This is a genomic window from Pseudomonas vranovensis (assembly GCF_040438935.1).
Classification (GTDB): domain Bacteria; phylum Pseudomonadota; class Gammaproteobacteria; order Pseudomonadales; family Pseudomonadaceae; genus Aquipseudomonas; species Aquipseudomonas vranovensis.
The window spans coordinates 345,589-362,566 of the sequence record NZ_CP159259.1; the positions used below are offsets into that span (position 1 = coordinate 345,589).

Below are 16,978 nucleotides of genomic sequence, written 5' to 3' on the forward strand. Positions count from 1 at the left end.
GGTATCGAGAATAATTGTCATTTGCTATGGGTAAATCGTATCGGCTCAACGCCGCTTGCGTGTTGTTACCGGAACGGGGACTTCCAGGTCTGTGGCGCCCAGTGGGTGGCTGGTGGCGTCGAAGAAATGCAGGGCCAGCCCAGGCGTGTCTGCAAAGCGTTGGGTGAAGTGCTGCTTCTGGCTGATGATCGAAGCCTCGCTCAAGGGCCGTATGGCAATCGCCAGGTGCGTCGGGCGTGCCTGCTTGATGGCTTGCAGGAGGTGTCGGTCGCTGTTGTCCAGGTGCTGGCCGAACAGGCATAGCCCGCCCTGATGCACCGCCAGTTCGCCCAGGCACCAGCTCAGGTAGTCGGAGCTGCGGATGGCCTTGAGTTTGTCGTCGCTGCTGCCTTCGTTGACGAACAACGGCACGTCACCCGGGGTGTTCACTGCAAAGCCATCGAGCAATTGACCATCGCTGGCGCTGCGTTGACGAGTGCTGCCGTCGGGTTGCTTGAGCAGGTGCAGGCCGCCGTGCAGGTACAGCAGGCGGGTGCCGGGGCGACGGGTCTGACGGATATCGAAGTGGCCCTCTTCATCGAACAACGGCTGGAAGCCTTCCGGCGCCTGGCTGGCTGCCCAGTGGCAGAGCAGGTCGTAGTTGCTCGAATAGACGCTCTGGTAGGTGCGCAGCTCGGCATTGAGGCGTTGCAGGGTGTTGATCGGCAGCAACCGCCAGGGAACATGCACGCTGCGCACGGCGTGGATCAGCGCTTCCTTGATGGTGTAGTAGCGATTCAGCGGCGCCGACGAGCTGACGGCCAGGGCGGCATTGATGCGCACTGTGGCGTTCAGGGCACTGAGCACCGGCTCGAACAGTTCGGTGCCCAGGGACTTGAACAGGGCCTGGTCGGTCAGGTTCAGAGGCTTGTGCCGCACCCGCTGGGCTTCTTCGAACAGCGAAAAATAGGTAAAGGGTCGCCACAGCGCACGACTGGCACCATTGCCCAGCAGCAGGCTGGTGCTGGGGTGTGCGCGGTTCAGGTCTGGCCAGAGGTGAAGGCTGGCGTCGAGGTCGGCGTGGGGCATGAGGTTCTCTGTTCGGCATGTGTTTCGATCGGCGCGACTTTAGCACGCAACACCCTTGTCATCAGGCTCGGCGACTATGCTGGGTTCGCGATCAATGAAGAGGAATGCTCATGAGGGGTAAGAGCGTGCGTCGCTGGTGCTGTCTGGCGGTGCTGCCGCTGGCCGGGCTGGTCGACGCGGGGCAGGGCAGTGAGCTGGCGGCCAGGCAGGGTATCCCGTATCCGGCGGTGATCGCTCATCGCGGCGCTTCGTTCGATGCTCCGGAATCCACGGCCCCAGCCTATGTGCTGGCCCGGGAGCTGGGCGCCGACTATCTGGAGCTGGACCTGCAGCGCACCCGGGACGGTGTGCTGGTGGCGGTACACGATGATGACCTGCAACGCACCAGCGATGTGGCCCAGCGCTTTCCCGAACGCCGGAACAGCCCGGTGAGCGCCTTCACCCTGGCTGAGCTCAAGTCGCTGGATGCCGGCAGCTGGTTCAACCAGGCCTACCCCGAACGCGCCCGTGAGCGTTTCAACGGCCAGCAGATACTCACCCTCGACGAGGTGATGGACATTGCCCAGGGCAATTCGCAGCGTCGTCCCGGGCTGTACATCGAGACCAAGGTGCCAAGCCTGTTCCCCGGTATCGAGGCGGACCTGAAGGCGACGTTGCAGGCCCGTGGCTGGCTGGACAAACCCGGCCGGGTGGTACTGCAGAGTTTTGACCGCAACAGCCTGGCGCTGCTGCACCAGCACATGCCGCAGGTACCCAAGGTGCTGCTGTTGTGGGTCGGCAAGGGTGGCATGGCGTCGGCCTCGGGGCAGACCTTTGTCGAGTCGGGCGAGACCGACAAGGCCGCGTTCTATGCCCGCCAGCAACCCAGCAGCAAGGCCGAGTTCGAGCGCTGGCTCGATTACGCCAAAGCGGCGGGCGCTATCGGCACCGGACCGTCTGCGGCACGCACGGCGGGCGGCGCGCAGAGTTATGCCGACCTGGTGCAGCCGTGGATGAACCGCATGACTCACGACAAGGGCTTGCTGGTGCATGTGTACACCGTCGATGAGACGGTGGATTTCGACAAGGTGCTGGCGGCGGGGGTCGATGGCATCTTCACCAACCGCAGCGGTCAATTGCTGCGCTATTTCTCTCGCTCATTGCCTCTTGGCGAGGCGCAGATTCTCGACGCCAACGGCTATTGATGATCTGGTCTGGCGCCTGCGCCTACCGTAGACTCCGCGCTTTGGCAATCGCTCAGGATTCACTTGCCCATGACCTTTTCGCTGCTGCTTGCCGTGCTGGCCTCCGGATTTATCTATGGCATCACCCCGGGCCCGGGTGTGCTCGCAGTATTGGGCATTGGCGCCTCCCGCGGGCGCAAGGCCGGGGCCGGGTTTCTCTGCGGGCACCTGCTGGGTGATGTGCTCTGGTGCAGCACGGCGCTGGTGGCGATCGTCGGTGCCCGGCAGATTGGCAGCTCGGTGTTCGACATCCTCGGATTGGTCAGTGGTCTCTACCTGTTCTGGCTGGGCTTTCGTGCCCTGCGCAGCCGCCCGGGCAACGGCAATGGCGAGCAAGGGCCGGTGCGCAAGCCGTTCTGGCATGGCATCGTCTTCGGCCTGACCAACCCCAAGGCCTATCCGGTGGCAGTGGCGACCTTCACAGCGCTGATCTCCAGCCGCGCCGAAACCCTGGAGTGGTCGATGCTGCCGGCGCTGATTGCCTTGAGTTTTCTGGGCGGCCTGCTGGCATATGTGATCCTCATCGCCATTGTTGGCGCCCGTCATGTGCGCACCCTCTACACCCGCTATGAACTGTGGATCACCCGTGCTTGCGGGGTGATGTTCATCGGCTTTGCCATCAACGCCCTGATGCATGCATTGCCAGGGCTGATGCCGCGTTCCTGAGGGGATCGCATCGCGGGGCAAGCCTGCTCCTACCAGTAGGAGCGGGCTTGCCCCGCGATCATTCCTTGCGCATCCGGTTGCGCCACACCCGATACGCCCGTATCCCCGAGCGCACCGAGCCGAACAGCATGCCGTCTTCCATCTCGCGGGCAATTCCTGAGCGCACCAACATGCGCAGGAAGCGCCCCTGGGCCCGGGCGATACCGAAGTGAATGCCACGTGCGTGGAGGGTGTCGCGCACCTCCCGCAATGCCGATATGCCACTCACATCAATGGAACTGACCGCCTCGGCGTCGAACAGCACCGCCCGCGGTTCGTCTTCACGCTGCACTGCTTCCAGAAGGCGCATTTTGAAGTAGTCGGCATTGAAGAACAGGATCGCATCGTCAAAGCGATACACCACCAGCCCTTGCACCGTGCGCGCATCCTTGTGCCGACGAATGTCGACCTGGCCTTCGATACCCGGCACCCAGCCCAGTACTGCATCGGTAGGCTGGTAGATGCTGTAGAGCAGGCGCAGGATGGCCAATGTCACGGCGATGATGATGCCTGGCAGCACGCCGACACCCAGCACGCCGATGGTGGTCAGTACACACAGCCAGAACTCGAAGCGGCTGAGCTTGTAGATCCGCCCCAGGGATTTCACATCGATCAGGCCCCAGCCGGCCATCAGCAGCACCGCCCCCAAGGCCGCCTGCGGAATCCAGGCCATGGGTGCGGTGAAGAACAGCAGGATCATGGCAATCACCAGGGCGGCGATAATCCCCACCAGTTGGCTTTTACCGCCGACCATGTCGTTGACGGCGGTGCGCGAATCGGCACCGCTGATGGCAAACCCCTGGGAAACCCCGGCGGCGATGTTGGTCACCCCAAGGGCCAGGAATTCATGGTTGGCGTTGATCGCATAGCCGTGGCGGGCGGCGAAACTGCGCGCGGTGAGCATGGCGCTGCAAAAACTCACCGTGGCGATACCCAGGGCGTCACGCAGCAGGCTCTTCATTTCCGCGAGGTTGGTTTGTGGCCAGGCCAGTTGCGGGATACCGGCCGGCACCGGGCCAAGCACCGCCACCCCATAGCGATCCAGACCGAACAACCCGACGACCAGGGTCGCCAACACTACGGTCACCAATGCTGAGGGCAGGCGCGGGTAGCGTCGGGGGAGCCAGATCAGCAAGGCCAGCCCGGCAAGGCCGATGCTCAGGGTCATCCACTTGATTTCGCCGAGGCGTTGCAGCAGGTTGATCAGGCTCAGGATGAAACCATCGCCCTCGATGCGAAATCCCAGCACTTTGCCCAGTTGCCCGGCCAGCAGGCTCAAGCCGATACCGTTCAAGTAGCCGATCAGGATGGGCCGAGAGAAGAAGCTCGCGATAAAACCAGCGCGTGCCACCCCCGCACCGATCAACATCAACCCCACCAGCACCGTGATAATCACCGACAGTTGCGCCAGCCGCTGTGGATCGCCCATGGCCAGTGGCGCAATGGCACCGGCAACCATGGCGCAGGTGGCCGCATCAGGGCCGACCATCAGCTGCCGTGAACTGCCGATCAGGGCATAGACCATCATTGGCAGGATGCAGGCGTACAGGCCGTATTGCGGCGGCAGTCCGACGATCTGCGCATAAGCGATGGCAATTGGAATCTGGATTGCCGCCACCGACAGACCGGCCTGCAGGTCGGCATGAAACCACTCGCGGCGGTAATGGAGCAGATTGGAAAGGCCCGGAAGCCAGCGGGAGAGAAACATGAACGGGTCCTTTCGAGTGTTTCGCGACGTGGCGGGAAAGCGCGGTATCGGACATTAAAGCGCACCTTGGTCCGACGTAGCAGCGCGCCAGATCAAAAGACAGCGTTGTTCAGCCCGAGACGGGTATGTCGGGACAGGAGGGTAATCAACAGAGTGGGGAGGGGATTGGCCTTGGGCCGGAGACAGGTGGCTCGCCAGAGAGGTAAGCCTGCGTTTCAGGTGTGCTGAAACCGTGGGGAAACTGGAGCGGGTGAAGGGAATCGAACCCTCGTTATCAGCTTGGGAAGCTGGAGTAATGCCATTATACGACACCCGCTTTCAGGCCAGACGTTGTACCAGAAGCGCACTGCGATTTGAAGCCTTGCCTGGAAATAAAGGCGGTGATCGGTGGCGGGTAGCGCAAGGTCTTGCATCTTCCTTCTGCCCCAACGGGCCGCTGATGCAGGAGGCTGCGCTACCGCCGTCCAGGGGTTTCAGATCGCCAGTGCATGGTGCTCCTGGCCGTACTGGTAACGGACACGAGGTTCACGCACGGCTGCCGGCTTGAGGAAACCCAGCAAGGCATCGCGAGTCTGATTGCAGGCTGCTTTGTGTTCCATGTCCAGGAAGTGGCCGGCAGCACGGATTTCGCTGAAGTGGCTGTTGCGCACGTGCTGGCTGAACTGCCGGGCGTCATCGATGGTGGTGTATTCGTCCCACTCACCGTTCATGAACAGTACCGGGATGTCGATCACACGGGCCGAGCGCAGTGCGTTGTTCAGGTCGTGGTCGAGCACCTGGTTGATGTGAAAGTGCATCTGCGCGTACTCGTGGTTATCCAGGCTGCTCACGTGCCGGTAGTTGAAGCGCTTGAATAGCGACGGCAGGTGTTTGCCGATGGTGTCGTTGACCAGGTTGCCGACGTTGTAGCGGTCGCAGGCGCTGAGGTACTGGCAGCCCTTTTCCAGGTAGTCGCGCATTGGTTCGTTGATCACCGGCGAGAACGAACTGACCACGGCCTTCTGAATGCGCCGCGGCTTGTGCGCCAGGGCCAGCAAGGTGCAGGCGCCGCCCCAGGAGAACGACATGACGTGGTCGGCGGCGAAGTGATCGATAAGCTCCAGCAGGATCTGCCCTTCCGTTTCCTTGGTCAGCAGCCGCTCGTGGCGGTTGTGCGCCTTGGACTTGCCGGCGTAGGGCTGATCGTAGAGCACGACGTTGAATTGTGGATGCAGGCTGCGCACCGTCTGGGCGAAGGAGGCCGTGGTGGCCAATGATCCATTGATCAGGATGATCGTCTTCTCGGCGGCATCTGCGCGATAGAACTCCGTGTAAACCCGATACTGACCTTGTATATCAAGCACAGCAATTTCTGGCCTCATGTCGTCGACTCCTGGCGCAAAAAGGGTGTTCGCACATGCAAGGATGCGCGTTCTTTATGACAGGTAGGCATACGCCTTGAAGAGAAACCGAGGGCCCTTGTCGATCCGCTAATGCCTGGTCGACGGGTATTGTTCTAGGTGGGCAATCTGCCGGACTCCAGTGCATCGAGGCATCGGTAGCCAGCAAAAAGGTGTCTTGGACTACGGGCGTGACTGGTAAGTCACATGCAGACCGACGATTGGATTCAAGCAGGCAGCGAACCAACCCGCAAGTGCCTTTGGGGCAATTGACGGAATTTTTCCGCCAAGCGGTCGCCGGCTCAGATCGCCTGGATTTCTTCGGGATAGAGCGCCCGGTACTCGCCCGGGCGCAAGCCTGGATCGAGGGTGAGTGGGCCCATGCGCTCGCGGTGCAGGCGCAGCACCTTGTTGTCGAAGTGGCCGAACATGCGCTTGACCTGGTGATAGCGGCCTTCAACGATGCTCAGGCGGGCACTGCGCGGACCAATGAGGGTCAGTTCGGCGGGCAGGGTGGTGAGGTCTTCAAAGGCGAAGTACAAGCCCTGGGCAAAGGTGTCGATGTAACGGGGTTCGATCACTTGCTCGGTCTCTACGTAGTAGACCTTGGGCAGTTTGGTTTTCGGTTGGGTCAGTCGCCGCGACCATTGGCCATCGTTGGTCAGCAGCATCAGGCCCGTAGTGTTGTAGTCCAGGCGCCCGGCTATGTGCAGCTCGTGCTTGTTCGCTTCGTCGATCAGGTCCAGCACGGTGGGGTGTTCCGGGTCCTGAGTGGCGCTGACGCAACCCTGGGGCTTGTGCAGCATCAGGTAACGGGCCGGGCGCCCGGCCTGCAACAATTGGTCGTCTACTTCGATGCGGCTGAAGTCGCGTACTTCCAGGCGCGGGTCGCTCACGCAATAGCCGTCCACACGCACGCGCCGCTCCACCAGTAACAGGCGTACTTGTTGGCGGTTGAAGCAGGGCAGGTTGCTGAGGAAACGATCGAGACGCATACAAGGCCGGGGGCTGGGCGTGGCAGTTTAACGGTCGCTGGCTGCTTTTGCTGCGTCCAGTTGTTCCAGTACCTGGGCGCAGGCGGGGCACAGGCAGGCCTTGTTGCGTAGCTCGGCGGGCAAGGCTTCAAGCACCTTGGGGTCGATGCTGACGCTGTAGCACCAGCAGGCCTTGGCGGCAGTACGCGGGTCGGCGAGGCTGCAGCGATTGCTGGCGCCGCAGGCAGGGCAGCGTTGGGGATCACTCATTGTCGGACCTGGGCATCTCTGTGCAGACGCGATTGCGTCCGCTTTGTTTGGCACGGTACAGCGCATGGTCGGCGCGGGCGATCAGGCTGTCCAGGGTATCTTCGCGCTGCAGGGTGCTCAAGCCGATGCTGGTGGTCAGTCTGATCGGTTTGCCGGCGAAGTTGAAGGCCAGCTCCTCGGTACGCTGACGGATCTTTTCGGCGATTTCCCGGGCGCGCGCGCCGTCGGTGTCCTTGAGCAGGACGATGAACTCTTCGCCGCCCCAGCGGCAGATGATGTCTGCCTGGCGCAGGCAGTTCTCCAGCACCTGGGCAAATTGGCGCAGTACTTCATCGCCGGCCAGGTGACCGTGGGTGTCGTTGAGTGCCTTGAAGTGATCCAGGTCGATCAACAGCGCCACCAATGGATTGGGCTCACGCCGGGACTCCTGCAGGGCCTGCGCTGCCAGCAGGTCGAAGCCTCGACGGTTGGGCAGGCCGGTCAGGCTGTCGAGCGTCGCCAGGGCTTCGATGCTTTCTTGATGGCGTTTGACCATGGCATTGAGCAGCGACAGCACCACCAGGCCAATGATGGTGCAGATCGCCAGGTTCAGGTAGAGCGACTGACGCACGTTGTCCAGTGCGCCATCTTCGCGTTTGTCGACGAACAGGTACCAGTTCAGTTCAGGCACCAGGCGGATGTTGAGAAAGTGGCTGCGACCTGCGTCATTGCGGTACTCATGGCTGCCGCTGACCGGCACTGGCATTTGCTTCAGCAGATCGCGCAACCCGCCCAGTTCGCGCAGTGACTGGCCGGTCCGCGCGCCATGGGGGCCGCCATTGGAACCGGTGAGTACCACACGCCCTTGGGGATCGACGAAGAATACCTGGCGCTGGTAGCGCTGCTGGTAGTCGTCGATCAGGCGCACCACCGCTTCGACCGTGAGCCCGATACCGGTGACACCGATGAAGTTGCCGTCGTAGTCGAACATGCGGTAGTTGATGAACACCGTGAGCCGGTCCTGGTTGGCCATGTCCAGGTCGACGTTGATTTCGTAGGGCTCGTCCATTTTCAGAACACGCCCGTACCAGGCGTCACGGGGTTCGTTCGGGTCGATCTTTTTGAGTACGCCTTTTTGCGCCTGGTAGTAGTTACCCGTGCGGCTGGAGACAAAAAAGGCGGTGTAGGCCCGGTATTGGCCCATGATCTCGTTCAGGTAGCGGGACAGTTGCTGCGGATCGTGTTCACCTTCAAGGGCCCAGTCACGCAGGAAGGTATCGTGGGCCATCATCGAGGAAATCAGGATCGGCCGAACCAGGTCCTTCTGGATCTCGGAATACACGGTATCGGAGGTCAGCGGCAGTTCGGTGTTGACGATGCTGTCGCGAATAGCGCTGCGTGAGGCGAAATAACTGATCAGGGAGGTGGCCAGAAAGCCGCAGCCAAGCAACAGCAGCAAGGTCAGTATCAGCGAGCGCTGCGAAAACAGGGCGGAGCGAGACGGCATGACATTCCCTTGATCTAGGCCAGTGGCGTTCATTCTAGTGGTGTGGCCGGAAAATAACTGGACAAAGTTTGAGGTTATCGGCGTTGTTTCAAATTATTGCAGGGCGGGCACCGGATCAGCTTTGCACGGTCTTAATCTGTGTCGATGAACGCTTGCCGATCGACGCCGACCAGCGCCGCTGGGATGGGCAGTTCAGCGGTCCGGGAGGCCGCCATGTATCGCCGACTTTTGCTGATTGCAGTGCTGAGTTCGCTGACCGCCGCGTGTGTCCCTTATGGAGGAAATGGTTACTACCACCGCACCGAGATCTACACCGCCGACCGTTATGGTTATCCGGGTTACTCCCGGCCAGCCTATCCCTACAACCGCGGCTATTATGTCGTGCCGCAGCAGCGCTATTACTCGGCTCCGCCGCAGTACTACCGCCCACCTCCCCACTATTACCGCTCCACGCCGCACTATTACCGTTCGGCGCCAGAGCATTACTACAAGTCCTATCCGGGCCGTGGGTATGACCGTTACCGGCAAGCCCCCTCACGCCATGATCGCAACCGCGACGGTCGCTATGACCGCAAGTGGCATCGCTAGGTAGTTCAGATCAGGTCTGCCAGTGGATGGCGGCCTTCCCATACTTTGGCAAAGTGCGCGGCGATGACCGGTGCTGGCACCTTGGTAATGTCCGGCCAGTGCCAGCGCGGCTTCTGGTCCTTGTCGATCAGGCGCGCCCGCACACCTTCGCTGAACTCCGGATGCCGGCAGCAGTTCAAGCTCATGGCGTATTCCATCTGGAATACCTGGGCCAGTGACAGGTGCCGTGCGCGCTGAATCTGCTCCCAGACCAGGTGCGCCGTCAGCGGGCAGCCTTCCTGCAAGGTTTGCGCGGCCTTGGCCAACAGTGGGTCGCTGCTGTTGCGCAGTTGCACGATCGCCCGCCAGGCACAGACCGGATCGGCGACATCGAGCAACGCATCGATTTTTTCCCGACGGGGCAGCCACTGGGCTTCGGGCATGTCGGTCCGGGCGCGCTGTTGCTGGGCTTTGAGCAGGCTGTTCAGTTGCAGTGCGGTCTGTTCCTGCCAGTTCAACTGCAGCAGGTCGTCGATCAGTTCTTCCTGCTGGTTTTCCCCCAACAGGCGATCGGCCAGGTCCAGGTCCAGCGCATCGCGGGCATTGAGGGGGGCGCCGGTCAAGCCCAGGAACAGGCCGAGCTTGCCGGGCATGCGGGCGAGAAACCAACTGGCGCCGACATCCGGGTACAGGCCGATGCTGATCTCCGGCATGGCCAGGCGGCTGCTGGGGGTGACGATGCGCACACGGGCGCCCTGGAGCAATCCCATGCCGCCGCCGAGCACATGACCATGCCCCCAGCACAACAAGGGTTTCGGGTACGTATGCAGACGGTAGTCCAGGCGATACTCAGCGGCAAAAAAACGCGCGGCCAGCGGTGGAACCTCGCCGGGATGATCACGACATGCCTGTACCAGGCTGCGCACATCGCCACCGGCACAAAAGGCCCTGGGCCCGGCGCCGCGCAGGAGTACGCAGACAATGTCCGGATTGTCGGCCCACTCGGCCAATTGCTGGTCGATCACCTCGATCATCGGCAGCGACAGGGCATTGAGGGCTTTCTCGCTGTTGAGGGTGACGATGCCGAGACGGGCACCATCGACGCCGGTCTGTTCTTCGCACTGTACAAGCATGGGCGGCCTCACTCATCTGATCCGCACAAGTATGGTCGCTGCTGGTGATTGTGCCGGTCGCCGGTCGGAACGATTGACAAGCACCGGCAGCTTTCCTAGTGTCGCGCCATTGTTTACGGATGGCCCCATGACTGACGACGATCGCATCAAACTCGAACCCAGCTGGAAAGAAGCGCTGCGCGCCGAGTTCGACCAGCCCTACATGCAGCAACTGCGCGAGTTTCTACGCCAGGAGTATGCGGCCGGCAAAGAGATCTACCCCCCTGGCCCGATGATTTTCAACGCACTCAACTCCACGCCGCTGGACCAGGTGAAGGTGGTCATCCTCGGTCAGGATCCTTATCACGGCCCAGGCCAGGCGCACGGTCTGTGCTTCTCGGTACAGCCAGGTATTCCGACACCGCCGTCGCTGGTCAACATCTACAAAGAGCTGCAGCGCGACCTGAATATCGAGATTCCCAAGCACGGGTACCTGCAAAGTTGGGCGGAGCAGGGCGTGTTGCTGCTCAACACCACCATGACGGTGGAGCGAGCCAATGCTGCCTCGCATGCCAAGAAAGGTTGGGAGTTCTTTACCGATCGGGTCATCGAGGTCGTCAGCGAGCACCAGCCCAATACGGTGTTCCTGCTTTGGGGTGCCCATGCCCAGAGCAAGGCCAAGCTCATTGATGCCACCAAACACCTGGTGCTCAAGTCGGTACACCCGTCACCGTTGTCGGCCTATCGCGGCTTCTTGGGATGCGGGCACTTCAGCCGTACCAACAAGTTTCTCGAGCAGCACGGTTTGGCAGCGGTGGAATGGGCGTTGCCGCCGTTGTGAGGGTTGCGGGATAGACAAAAGGAAGCCGAGGCTTCCTTTTTTTGTGTCAGTCCGGCAGGGTGCTGCGCTCGGCATGCCAGTGGCGGAACAAGGGTTCGGCCAAGAACAGCACAAACAGCAAGCGCATCACCTGCAGCGCAGTTACCAAGGGAACGGACAGTTGCAGGGTTTCGGCCGTCAGGCTCATTTCCGCAATACCGCCGGGCATCATGCCCAGGGTCAACGAACGCAGGTCCAACTGGGTCAGGTTGCTCAGGATCCAGGCAGCAGCGGCGGCGATCAGCATGCTCAGGGCCGTGGCCACCAGGGTCCGGCCCAGGAACGACGGTGCCCGCCGAAAGAACGCACGATTGAAGTGACACCCCAGGCCGCTACCTATCAACCACTGGCCGATCTGGCTGGCGCCATCGGGCAGGGCAATCTGCAAGTCGGCGCCGACACTGCTCACCGCGGCCACCAGCAGCGGGCCGAACAACCAGGGGTTGGGTTGTTTCATGCGTTGCCAGACCATTGCCAGCAAGATGCCCAACGGGCAAATCACTGCCAGCCAGCCCCAATTGACACTGCCGGCATGGGTGATCGCCACGCCATCGCCGAGCAAGTACTTGAACACCGCCGGCACGCACAGCACCACCGCCAGCACTCGCAGGCTCTGGGCCGCAGCGACCCGACTGAGCACCGCACCGTTGCGCGCGCCGAGGTTGACCATCTCCCCGGAACCACCCGGCATGCTGGCAAAGAACGCGGTGGCGCGGTCTTCACCGGTACGGCGCAACAGCCAGATACCGACCAGGCTGGAGACACTGGTAATCAGCGCTCCGCAGAAGATCAGGCCAAAGTTGCTGGCCACCTGTTCGATCACCGCCGGGGTGAAGTGCAGGCCGATGCCGATACCAATGATCCACTGGCCACATTTTCGCCCACCAGGAATCTCGGTCAATTGCCAGGGCGTCAGGCAGCGCACGAGGATGATCGCCAGCAACGAGCCGACCATCCACGGCAGCGGCCAGCCGATGAGGCTGGCGAGATATCCGCCAGCCAGGCCGACCAGGCCAGTGACCCAATACAGCTTCAATGGCCCATCAGACATCGGCCAGGGCACGACGCTGGAGGCTGCGTTTACGCCAGATGCGCACGAACGGCAGGATCACCATGAGGCCAGTCAGCGCCCAGACCGTCATGCTGATTGGGCTGGACCAGAGAATCTCCAGGCCACCATTGGAAATCGACAACGCCCGGCGCAGGTTCTGTTCCATCAGGCCGCCGAGGATGAAGCCGAGCAGCAGCGGCGACAGCGGGAAGTCCAGCTTGCGCAGGATGTAGCCGAAGATGCCGATGGCGATCATCAGGAACAGGTCGAAGGTAGTGGCATGCACCGCGTACACACCGATCGCGGTGATGATGGCGATCACCGGCACCAGGGTCCAGTTGGGCACCGAGAGAATCCGGGTGAAGATACGCACCATCGGAATGTTCAGGATCAGCAGCATCACGTTGGCGATGAACAGCGAGGCGATCAGGCCCCAGACGATGTCGGGTTGCTGTTGGAACAACAGTGGGCCGGGGGTGATGTTGTAGAGGGTCAGGGCGCCGATCATCACTGCAGTGGTACCTGAGCCTGGAACTCCGAGGGTCAGCATCGGCACCAGGGCGCCGCAGCAGGAAGCGCCAATGGCCGTCTCCGGTGCGGCCAGGCCACGCTTGTCACCCTGGCCAAACTTGCCGCTGGCACCTGCCAGTTTCTTTTCGGTCATGTAAGCCACGGCACTGGCCAGGGTCGCACCGGCGCCAGGCAACACGCCCATGATGAAGCCCAGGACGCCGCAGCGAATGTTCACCAGGAACACCGAGGCCGCCTCCTTGAGGTTGAACATCATGCGCCCGGTGGCTTTTACCGCTTGGTGGCCGTGGTGGGTCTTTTCCAGCAGCAGCAGGATTTCACTGATGGAGAACAGGCCCAGTACCAGCACGACGAACTGGATGCCGTCGGCCAGGTGGACGCTGTCACCGGTAAAGCGATACACACCACTGTTGGCGTCGATGCCCACACCCGACAGGAACAGGCCGATCAATGCGGCGATAAAGGTCTTGAGCGGTTTGTCCCCGGCCATGCCGGCCAGGCAGATAATGGCGAAGACCATCAGCACGAAGTATTCAGCGGGCCCGAAGGCAATCGCCCACTTGGCCAGCAACGGGGCAAACAGCACCATGCCGCAGGTGGCGATGAACGCGCCGATGAACGAACTCCATGCCGACAGCGACAGGGCCACGCCCGCCAGGCCTTTGCGGGCCATGGGGTAACCATCGAGGGTGGTCATTACCGTGGAGGCTTCGCCGGGGATGTTGAGCAGAATCGAGCTGATCCGTCCGCCGTATTCACAGCCCAGGTACACCGCCGCCAGCAGGATCAGCGCGGACTCCGGCGGCAGCCCCAGGGCAAAAGCGATGGGGATCAACAAGGCGACGCCGTTGATCGGGCCCAGGCCCGGCAGCAGGCCGACCACGGTACCGATCAGGGTGCCGCACAAGGCCGTGACCAGGTTGTAGGGGCTCAGCGCAACGCCGAAGCCCTGGCCGAGATATCCAAGGGTATCCATGTCAGTTCTCCAGAACGTCAAGCAGGCCAAGGGGCAGTGGAACTTCCATCACGCGGTCGAACAGCCAGTACAGGGCGAGGCTCATCAGGCTGATGATGACCGCACTGGGCAGCCAGCGACCGCCGTACAAGCGGGCCATCGGCACACCGATCAGGATGCTGCTGACAATGAAGCCCAGCGACTCGAACGTGGAGGCGAACACCAGCAGCAGCAAGACACACAAGCCGACCTTGCACAGGGTTTCGCGGTCAAGCTCCGGGTCGTCGTCCTTGCGCACGATGGCGGTAGGGCGAATGGCCAGGTACAGCAGACCGACGCCCATCAGGCCGAGCATCAACAGGGGGAAGGCGCGAGGGCCGACCGGTTCGTAGGAAAACGCGGCCTGGTAGGGCCACGCCATGACTGCCAGCGCCACACAGGCGGCCAGCAGCGTCAAAGCGAAGACGCGTTGCAGGATCATTGGGGGAATCCTCTATTCGCAGGGCAACCCCGCTCCTACTGTAGGAGCGAGCTTGCCCCGTGATGCTCTTTAGGAGGGTTGCAAGCTTACTGAATCAGCCCGAATTCCTTGGCCAGGGCCTTATAGTCGGCCACCTGTTTCTTCACATAGGTGTCCAGCTCGGCGCCGGTCATGGCGAAGGGGAACAGTTCGCGCTGGTCGCGCAGTTGGGCGAAATCGTCGGAAGCCAGCAGCTTGTCGAATGAGGCTTTCCACCAGTCGTACTCTTCGTCGGTGACCTTCGGCCCCATGTAGAAGCCGCGCACTACCGGCCAGACGATGTCGTAGCCCTGTTCCTTGGCGGTCGGAATGTCTTTCATTTCCGGTTCGTCGAGGCGGTTTTCGGCAAACACCGCGAGCAGGCGCATGTCGCCACTCTGGATGTGTGGCATGGAGTCGGAAATATCGGTACTGCCCACCTGGATGTGCCCACCGAGCAACGCGGTGGCGATTTCGCCGCCGCCTTCGAGGGCGACATAGCGCAGGTCGCGCGGGTTGATGCCGGCGGCCTTGGCGATCAGTGCCGTCTGCATCCAGTCCTGGCTGCCGACCGTACCGCCGGAGCCGATCACCACTTTGCTCGGGTCTTTTTTCAGCGCGGCGACCAGATCATCGAGGGTTTTGTATGGTGAGTCGCTTTTCACTGCAATAGCGCCGTAGCTGGTGCCGACGGCGGCCAGCCAACGCACGGCGTTCTCATCGAAACGACCGAATTTGCCCTGGGCCAGGTTCAGCAGCGAACCGCTCGACCAGGCCACCAGGGTGCCGGCATCGGCCGGGCGTTGGGCCACTACGGCGTTGTAGGCTACTGCACCGACACCGCCGGGCATGTAGGTCACGCGCATGGGTTTGCTGAGGATCTTCTCGTTGACCAGGGCGCTTTGCACCAGTTTGCAGGTCAGGTCGAAGCCGCCGCCAGGCGAGGCGGGGGCAATGCATTCAGGGCGCTTGGGTTCGGCCGCCAGGGCGTGGCCGGTCACCATCAGGCAGGCAGTGGCAAGGGCAATACGGCGTAGTGAAAAGGTCATCGTCTATCTCCGTTGGCATTATTGTTATCGGGGACTACCACAGCGCAAGGCTGTAACTCACCAGCAGTCGCACTTCGTCGGCATCGCGGGCGAAGTTGGAACGGAAGGTGGCGTTGCGCAGGCGCACGGCGACGTTTTTCAGGGCGCCACTTTGCACCACATACTTGAACTCGGTGTTGCGTTCCCACTCTTTGCCCTCGCCACCATCGGCCAGGCTGACATTATCGCCATTGATGTAACGGGTCATGAAGGTCAGGCCGGGAATGCCCAGTTTGGCGAAGTCATAGTCGTAGCGAGCTTGCCAGGAGCGTTCGTCGGCGCCGGCGAAGTCGTTGATCTGGACGAAGTTGACCAGGTACGGATCGGCACCGTCGACGTAGGGGAAGGCCGTGTCGCCGGAGAGGTGTTGGTATCCGGCACTGAATTTGTGGCCGATGACGCTGTAGCTGAGCATGCCGTTGAGCGCAGTGTTGTCGATGTTGCCGCCACGGGCCTGGCCCTGGTCATCGCTGAAGGCCATGCGCAAATCGGCGCCGAAGGTGCCGGGCCCCCACGGCTGGCTGGCGATCATGCCGACGAAGTGCTGGCGGTAGACATCATCGAGCTGGGCCCAGTGGTAGCTGCCGGTGATCTTGTCGGTGAACTTGTAGTCCAGGCCGGCCATGTCGAAATGGTTGCCGGCAACAGTGCCTAGAAATCGACCGTTCTTGTTGTTCAGGGCAATGTCCTGGTTGTCGGTGCTGTCGCGGTCCTTGGCTTTTTCCAGGCGTCCGCCGGTGAAGGTCAAGTTCTTGATTTCGCCGGAAGTCAGCAAGCCGCCCTCGAAGGTCTGCGGCAGGATGCGGCCGTCGTTGGGTTGCAGGGTGGGCAGTTCCGGCATCAGGGTGCCGACTTTCAATTCGGTTTCCGAGATCTTCACTTTGCCGGTCAGGCCGAGCTTGGAGTACTCGTCGGCGGCGCGCCCGTCATCGTGGGTCGGAAGCAGGCCGCTGCCGGTGCGGTCGGGGCTGGAGTCGAGCTTGATTCCGAGCATCCCCAGGGCGTCGAGGCCAAAGCCTACGGTGCCGTCGGTGTAGCCTGACTCGAAATTGAGCATGAAGCCCTGGGCCCACTCGTCACGCTTGGATTGCTGGGCACTGGTGCCGTCGCGAAAGTCGCGGTTGAAGTACATGTTGCGGGTTTCGAAGGTGGCCTTGCTGTCTTCGAAGAAGGCGGCCTGGCTGAGCGGGGCGACGCCGGCAAGGGCGAGGGCGCTGGCAACTGCGGTCTGGCGGGAAGGCAAGCGACGGATAGGCGAATACGCCTGAGGCTGCGTGGACAGCATGGTCGAGTAACTCCGTTATTGTTCTTATTAGTTCGAGCCTGAAGGCTCGGTTGTACGGCAAGCAGAGTGAGCCGTGAGAGGATGCTAGGGGCTGAACCTTTCGCTAACCTTTCAGCAGCTTTTCATCGTTGCGAAGGCTTCACAGGCGGGCTGTCGGCTGTACACTCCGCGCCATTGACCGTGACGCAACCGGGGAG

16 protein-coding genes and 1 tRNA gene are annotated in these 16,978 nt (G+C 61.8%); 4 read left to right on the forward strand and 13 right to left on the reverse strand.

The genetic code is table 11. From position 1 onward, the window contains the following. Positions 1-45: 45 nt before the first annotated feature. Entirely contained in the window at positions 46-1,068 is a 1,023-nt protein-coding gene (locus tag ABVN19_RS01645) for a DUF4917 family protein (protein WP_105642239.1), read from the reverse strand. 104 nt (positions 1,069-1,172) lie between these two features. Between ABVN19_RS01645 and ABVN19_RS01650 the strand changes: the two genes are divergently transcribed. Both ABVN19_RS01650 and ABVN19_RS01655 read left to right on the forward strand, forming a co-directional pair. After that, complete coding sequence (locus ABVN19_RS01650) at positions 1,173-2,252, forward strand: glycerophosphodiester phosphodiesterase (protein WP_084167951.1); 1,080 nt, start codon at positions 1,173-1,175, stop codon at positions 2,250-2,252. Positions 2,253-2,321: 69 nt separating this feature from the next. Next, complete coding sequence (locus ABVN19_RS01655; RefSeq protein WP_028943405.1) at positions 2,322-2,957, forward strand: LysE family translocator; 636 nt, start codon at positions 2,322-2,324, stop codon at positions 2,955-2,957. Between the two features lie 58 nt (positions 2,958-3,015). Here the strand turns inward: ABVN19_RS01655 and ABVN19_RS01660 are convergent, their stop codons facing one another. From ABVN19_RS01660 to ABVN19_RS01685, 6 genes are all read right to left on the reverse strand, one after another. Then, entirely contained in the window at positions 3,016-4,704 is a 1,689-nt protein-coding gene (locus tag ABVN19_RS01660) for a SulP family inorganic anion transporter (RefSeq protein WP_105642238.1), read from the reverse strand. Between the two features lie 242 nt (positions 4,705-4,946). Further along, a tRNA-Gly gene (locus ABVN19_RS01665) sits at positions 4,947-5,020 on the reverse strand. Between the two features lie 157 nt (positions 5,021-5,177). Continuing rightward, positions 5,178-6,065: an alpha/beta hydrolase gene (locus ABVN19_RS01670; protein ID WP_105642237.1), complete on the reverse strand. Its 888-nt coding sequence runs from the start codon at positions 6,063-6,065 to the stop codon at positions 5,178-5,180. 320 nt (positions 6,066-6,385) lie between these two features. Then, on the reverse strand, positions 6,386-7,078 hold the full coding sequence (locus tag ABVN19_RS01675; RefSeq protein ID WP_105642236.1) for a 16S rRNA pseudouridine(516) synthase: 693 nt from the start codon (positions 7,076-7,078) through the stop codon (positions 6,386-6,388). Positions 7,079-7,105: 27 nt separating this feature from the next. Next, complete coding sequence (locus ABVN19_RS01680; protein ID WP_028943409.1) at positions 7,106-7,327, reverse strand: cysteine-rich CWC family protein; 222 nt, start codon at positions 7,325-7,327, stop codon at positions 7,106-7,108. After that, entirely contained in the window at positions 7,320-8,813 is a 1,494-nt protein-coding gene (locus tag ABVN19_RS01685; RefSeq protein WP_105642235.1) for a sensor domain-containing diguanylate cyclase, read from the reverse strand. Before ABVN19_RS01685 ends, ABVN19_RS01680 begins: the two co-directional genes overlap by 8 nt. A 213-nt stretch (positions 8,814-9,026) precedes the next feature. Here ABVN19_RS01685 and ABVN19_RS01690 point away from each other — a divergent pair, with 213 nt between their 5' ends. Beyond that, entirely contained in the window at positions 9,027-9,401 is a 375-nt protein-coding gene (locus tag ABVN19_RS01690; protein ID WP_084167952.1) for a hypothetical protein, read from the forward strand. Between the two features lie 5 nt (positions 9,402-9,406). Here ABVN19_RS01690 and ABVN19_RS01695 read toward each other — a convergent pair whose 3' ends face one another. After that, on the reverse strand, positions 9,407-10,513 hold the full coding sequence (locus tag ABVN19_RS01695) for an enoyl-CoA hydratase/isomerase family protein (protein WP_105642234.1): 1,107 nt from the start codon (positions 10,511-10,513) through the stop codon (positions 9,407-9,409). Positions 10,514-10,640: 127 nt separating this feature from the next. On the opposite strand from ABVN19_RS01695, the gene ung reads away from it, so the two are divergent. Further along, a complete protein-coding gene (ung, locus tag ABVN19_RS01700) occupies positions 10,641-11,333 on the forward strand; it encodes a uracil-DNA glycosylase (protein WP_028943412.1) in 693 nt (230 codons plus the stop codon). Positions 11,334-11,379: 46 nt separating this feature from the next. On the opposite strand, the gene ABVN19_RS01705 is transcribed toward ung, so the two are convergent. The 5 genes from ABVN19_RS01705 to ABVN19_RS01725 form a co-directional block, all read right to left on the reverse strand. After that, positions 11,380-12,423, reverse strand: a complete 1,044-nt coding sequence (locus tag ABVN19_RS01705; protein WP_105642233.1) for an AbrB family transcriptional regulator — start codon at positions 12,421-12,423, stop codon at positions 11,380-11,382. Beyond that, positions 12,416-13,930 carry a tripartite tricarboxylate transporter permease gene (locus ABVN19_RS01710; protein WP_028943414.1) on the reverse strand — a complete coding sequence of 505 codons (1,515 nt, stop codon included), beginning with the start codon at positions 13,928-13,930 and terminating at the stop codon, positions 12,416-12,418. Before ABVN19_RS01710 ends, ABVN19_RS01705 begins: the two co-directional genes overlap by 8 nt. Position 13,931: 1 nt before the next feature. Beyond that, on the reverse strand, positions 13,932-14,390 hold the full coding sequence (locus ABVN19_RS01715; RefSeq protein ID WP_028943415.1) for a tripartite tricarboxylate transporter TctB family protein: 459 nt from the start codon (positions 14,388-14,390) through the stop codon (positions 13,932-13,934). Between the two features lie 86 nt (positions 14,391-14,476). Then, positions 14,477-15,457 carry a tripartite tricarboxylate transporter substrate binding protein gene (locus tag ABVN19_RS01720; protein ID WP_028943416.1) on the reverse strand — a complete coding sequence of 327 codons (981 nt, stop codon included), beginning with the start codon at positions 15,455-15,457 and terminating at the stop codon, positions 14,477-14,479. Positions 15,458-15,491: 34 nt separating this feature from the next. After that, the gene (locus ABVN19_RS01725; RefSeq protein WP_028943417.1) at positions 15,492-16,781 is read right to left on the reverse strand and encodes an OprD family porin; all 1,290 of its coding nucleotides are present in this window, start codon (positions 16,779-16,781) and stop codon (positions 15,492-15,494) included. Between the last annotated feature and the right edge of the window lie 197 nt (positions 16,782-16,978).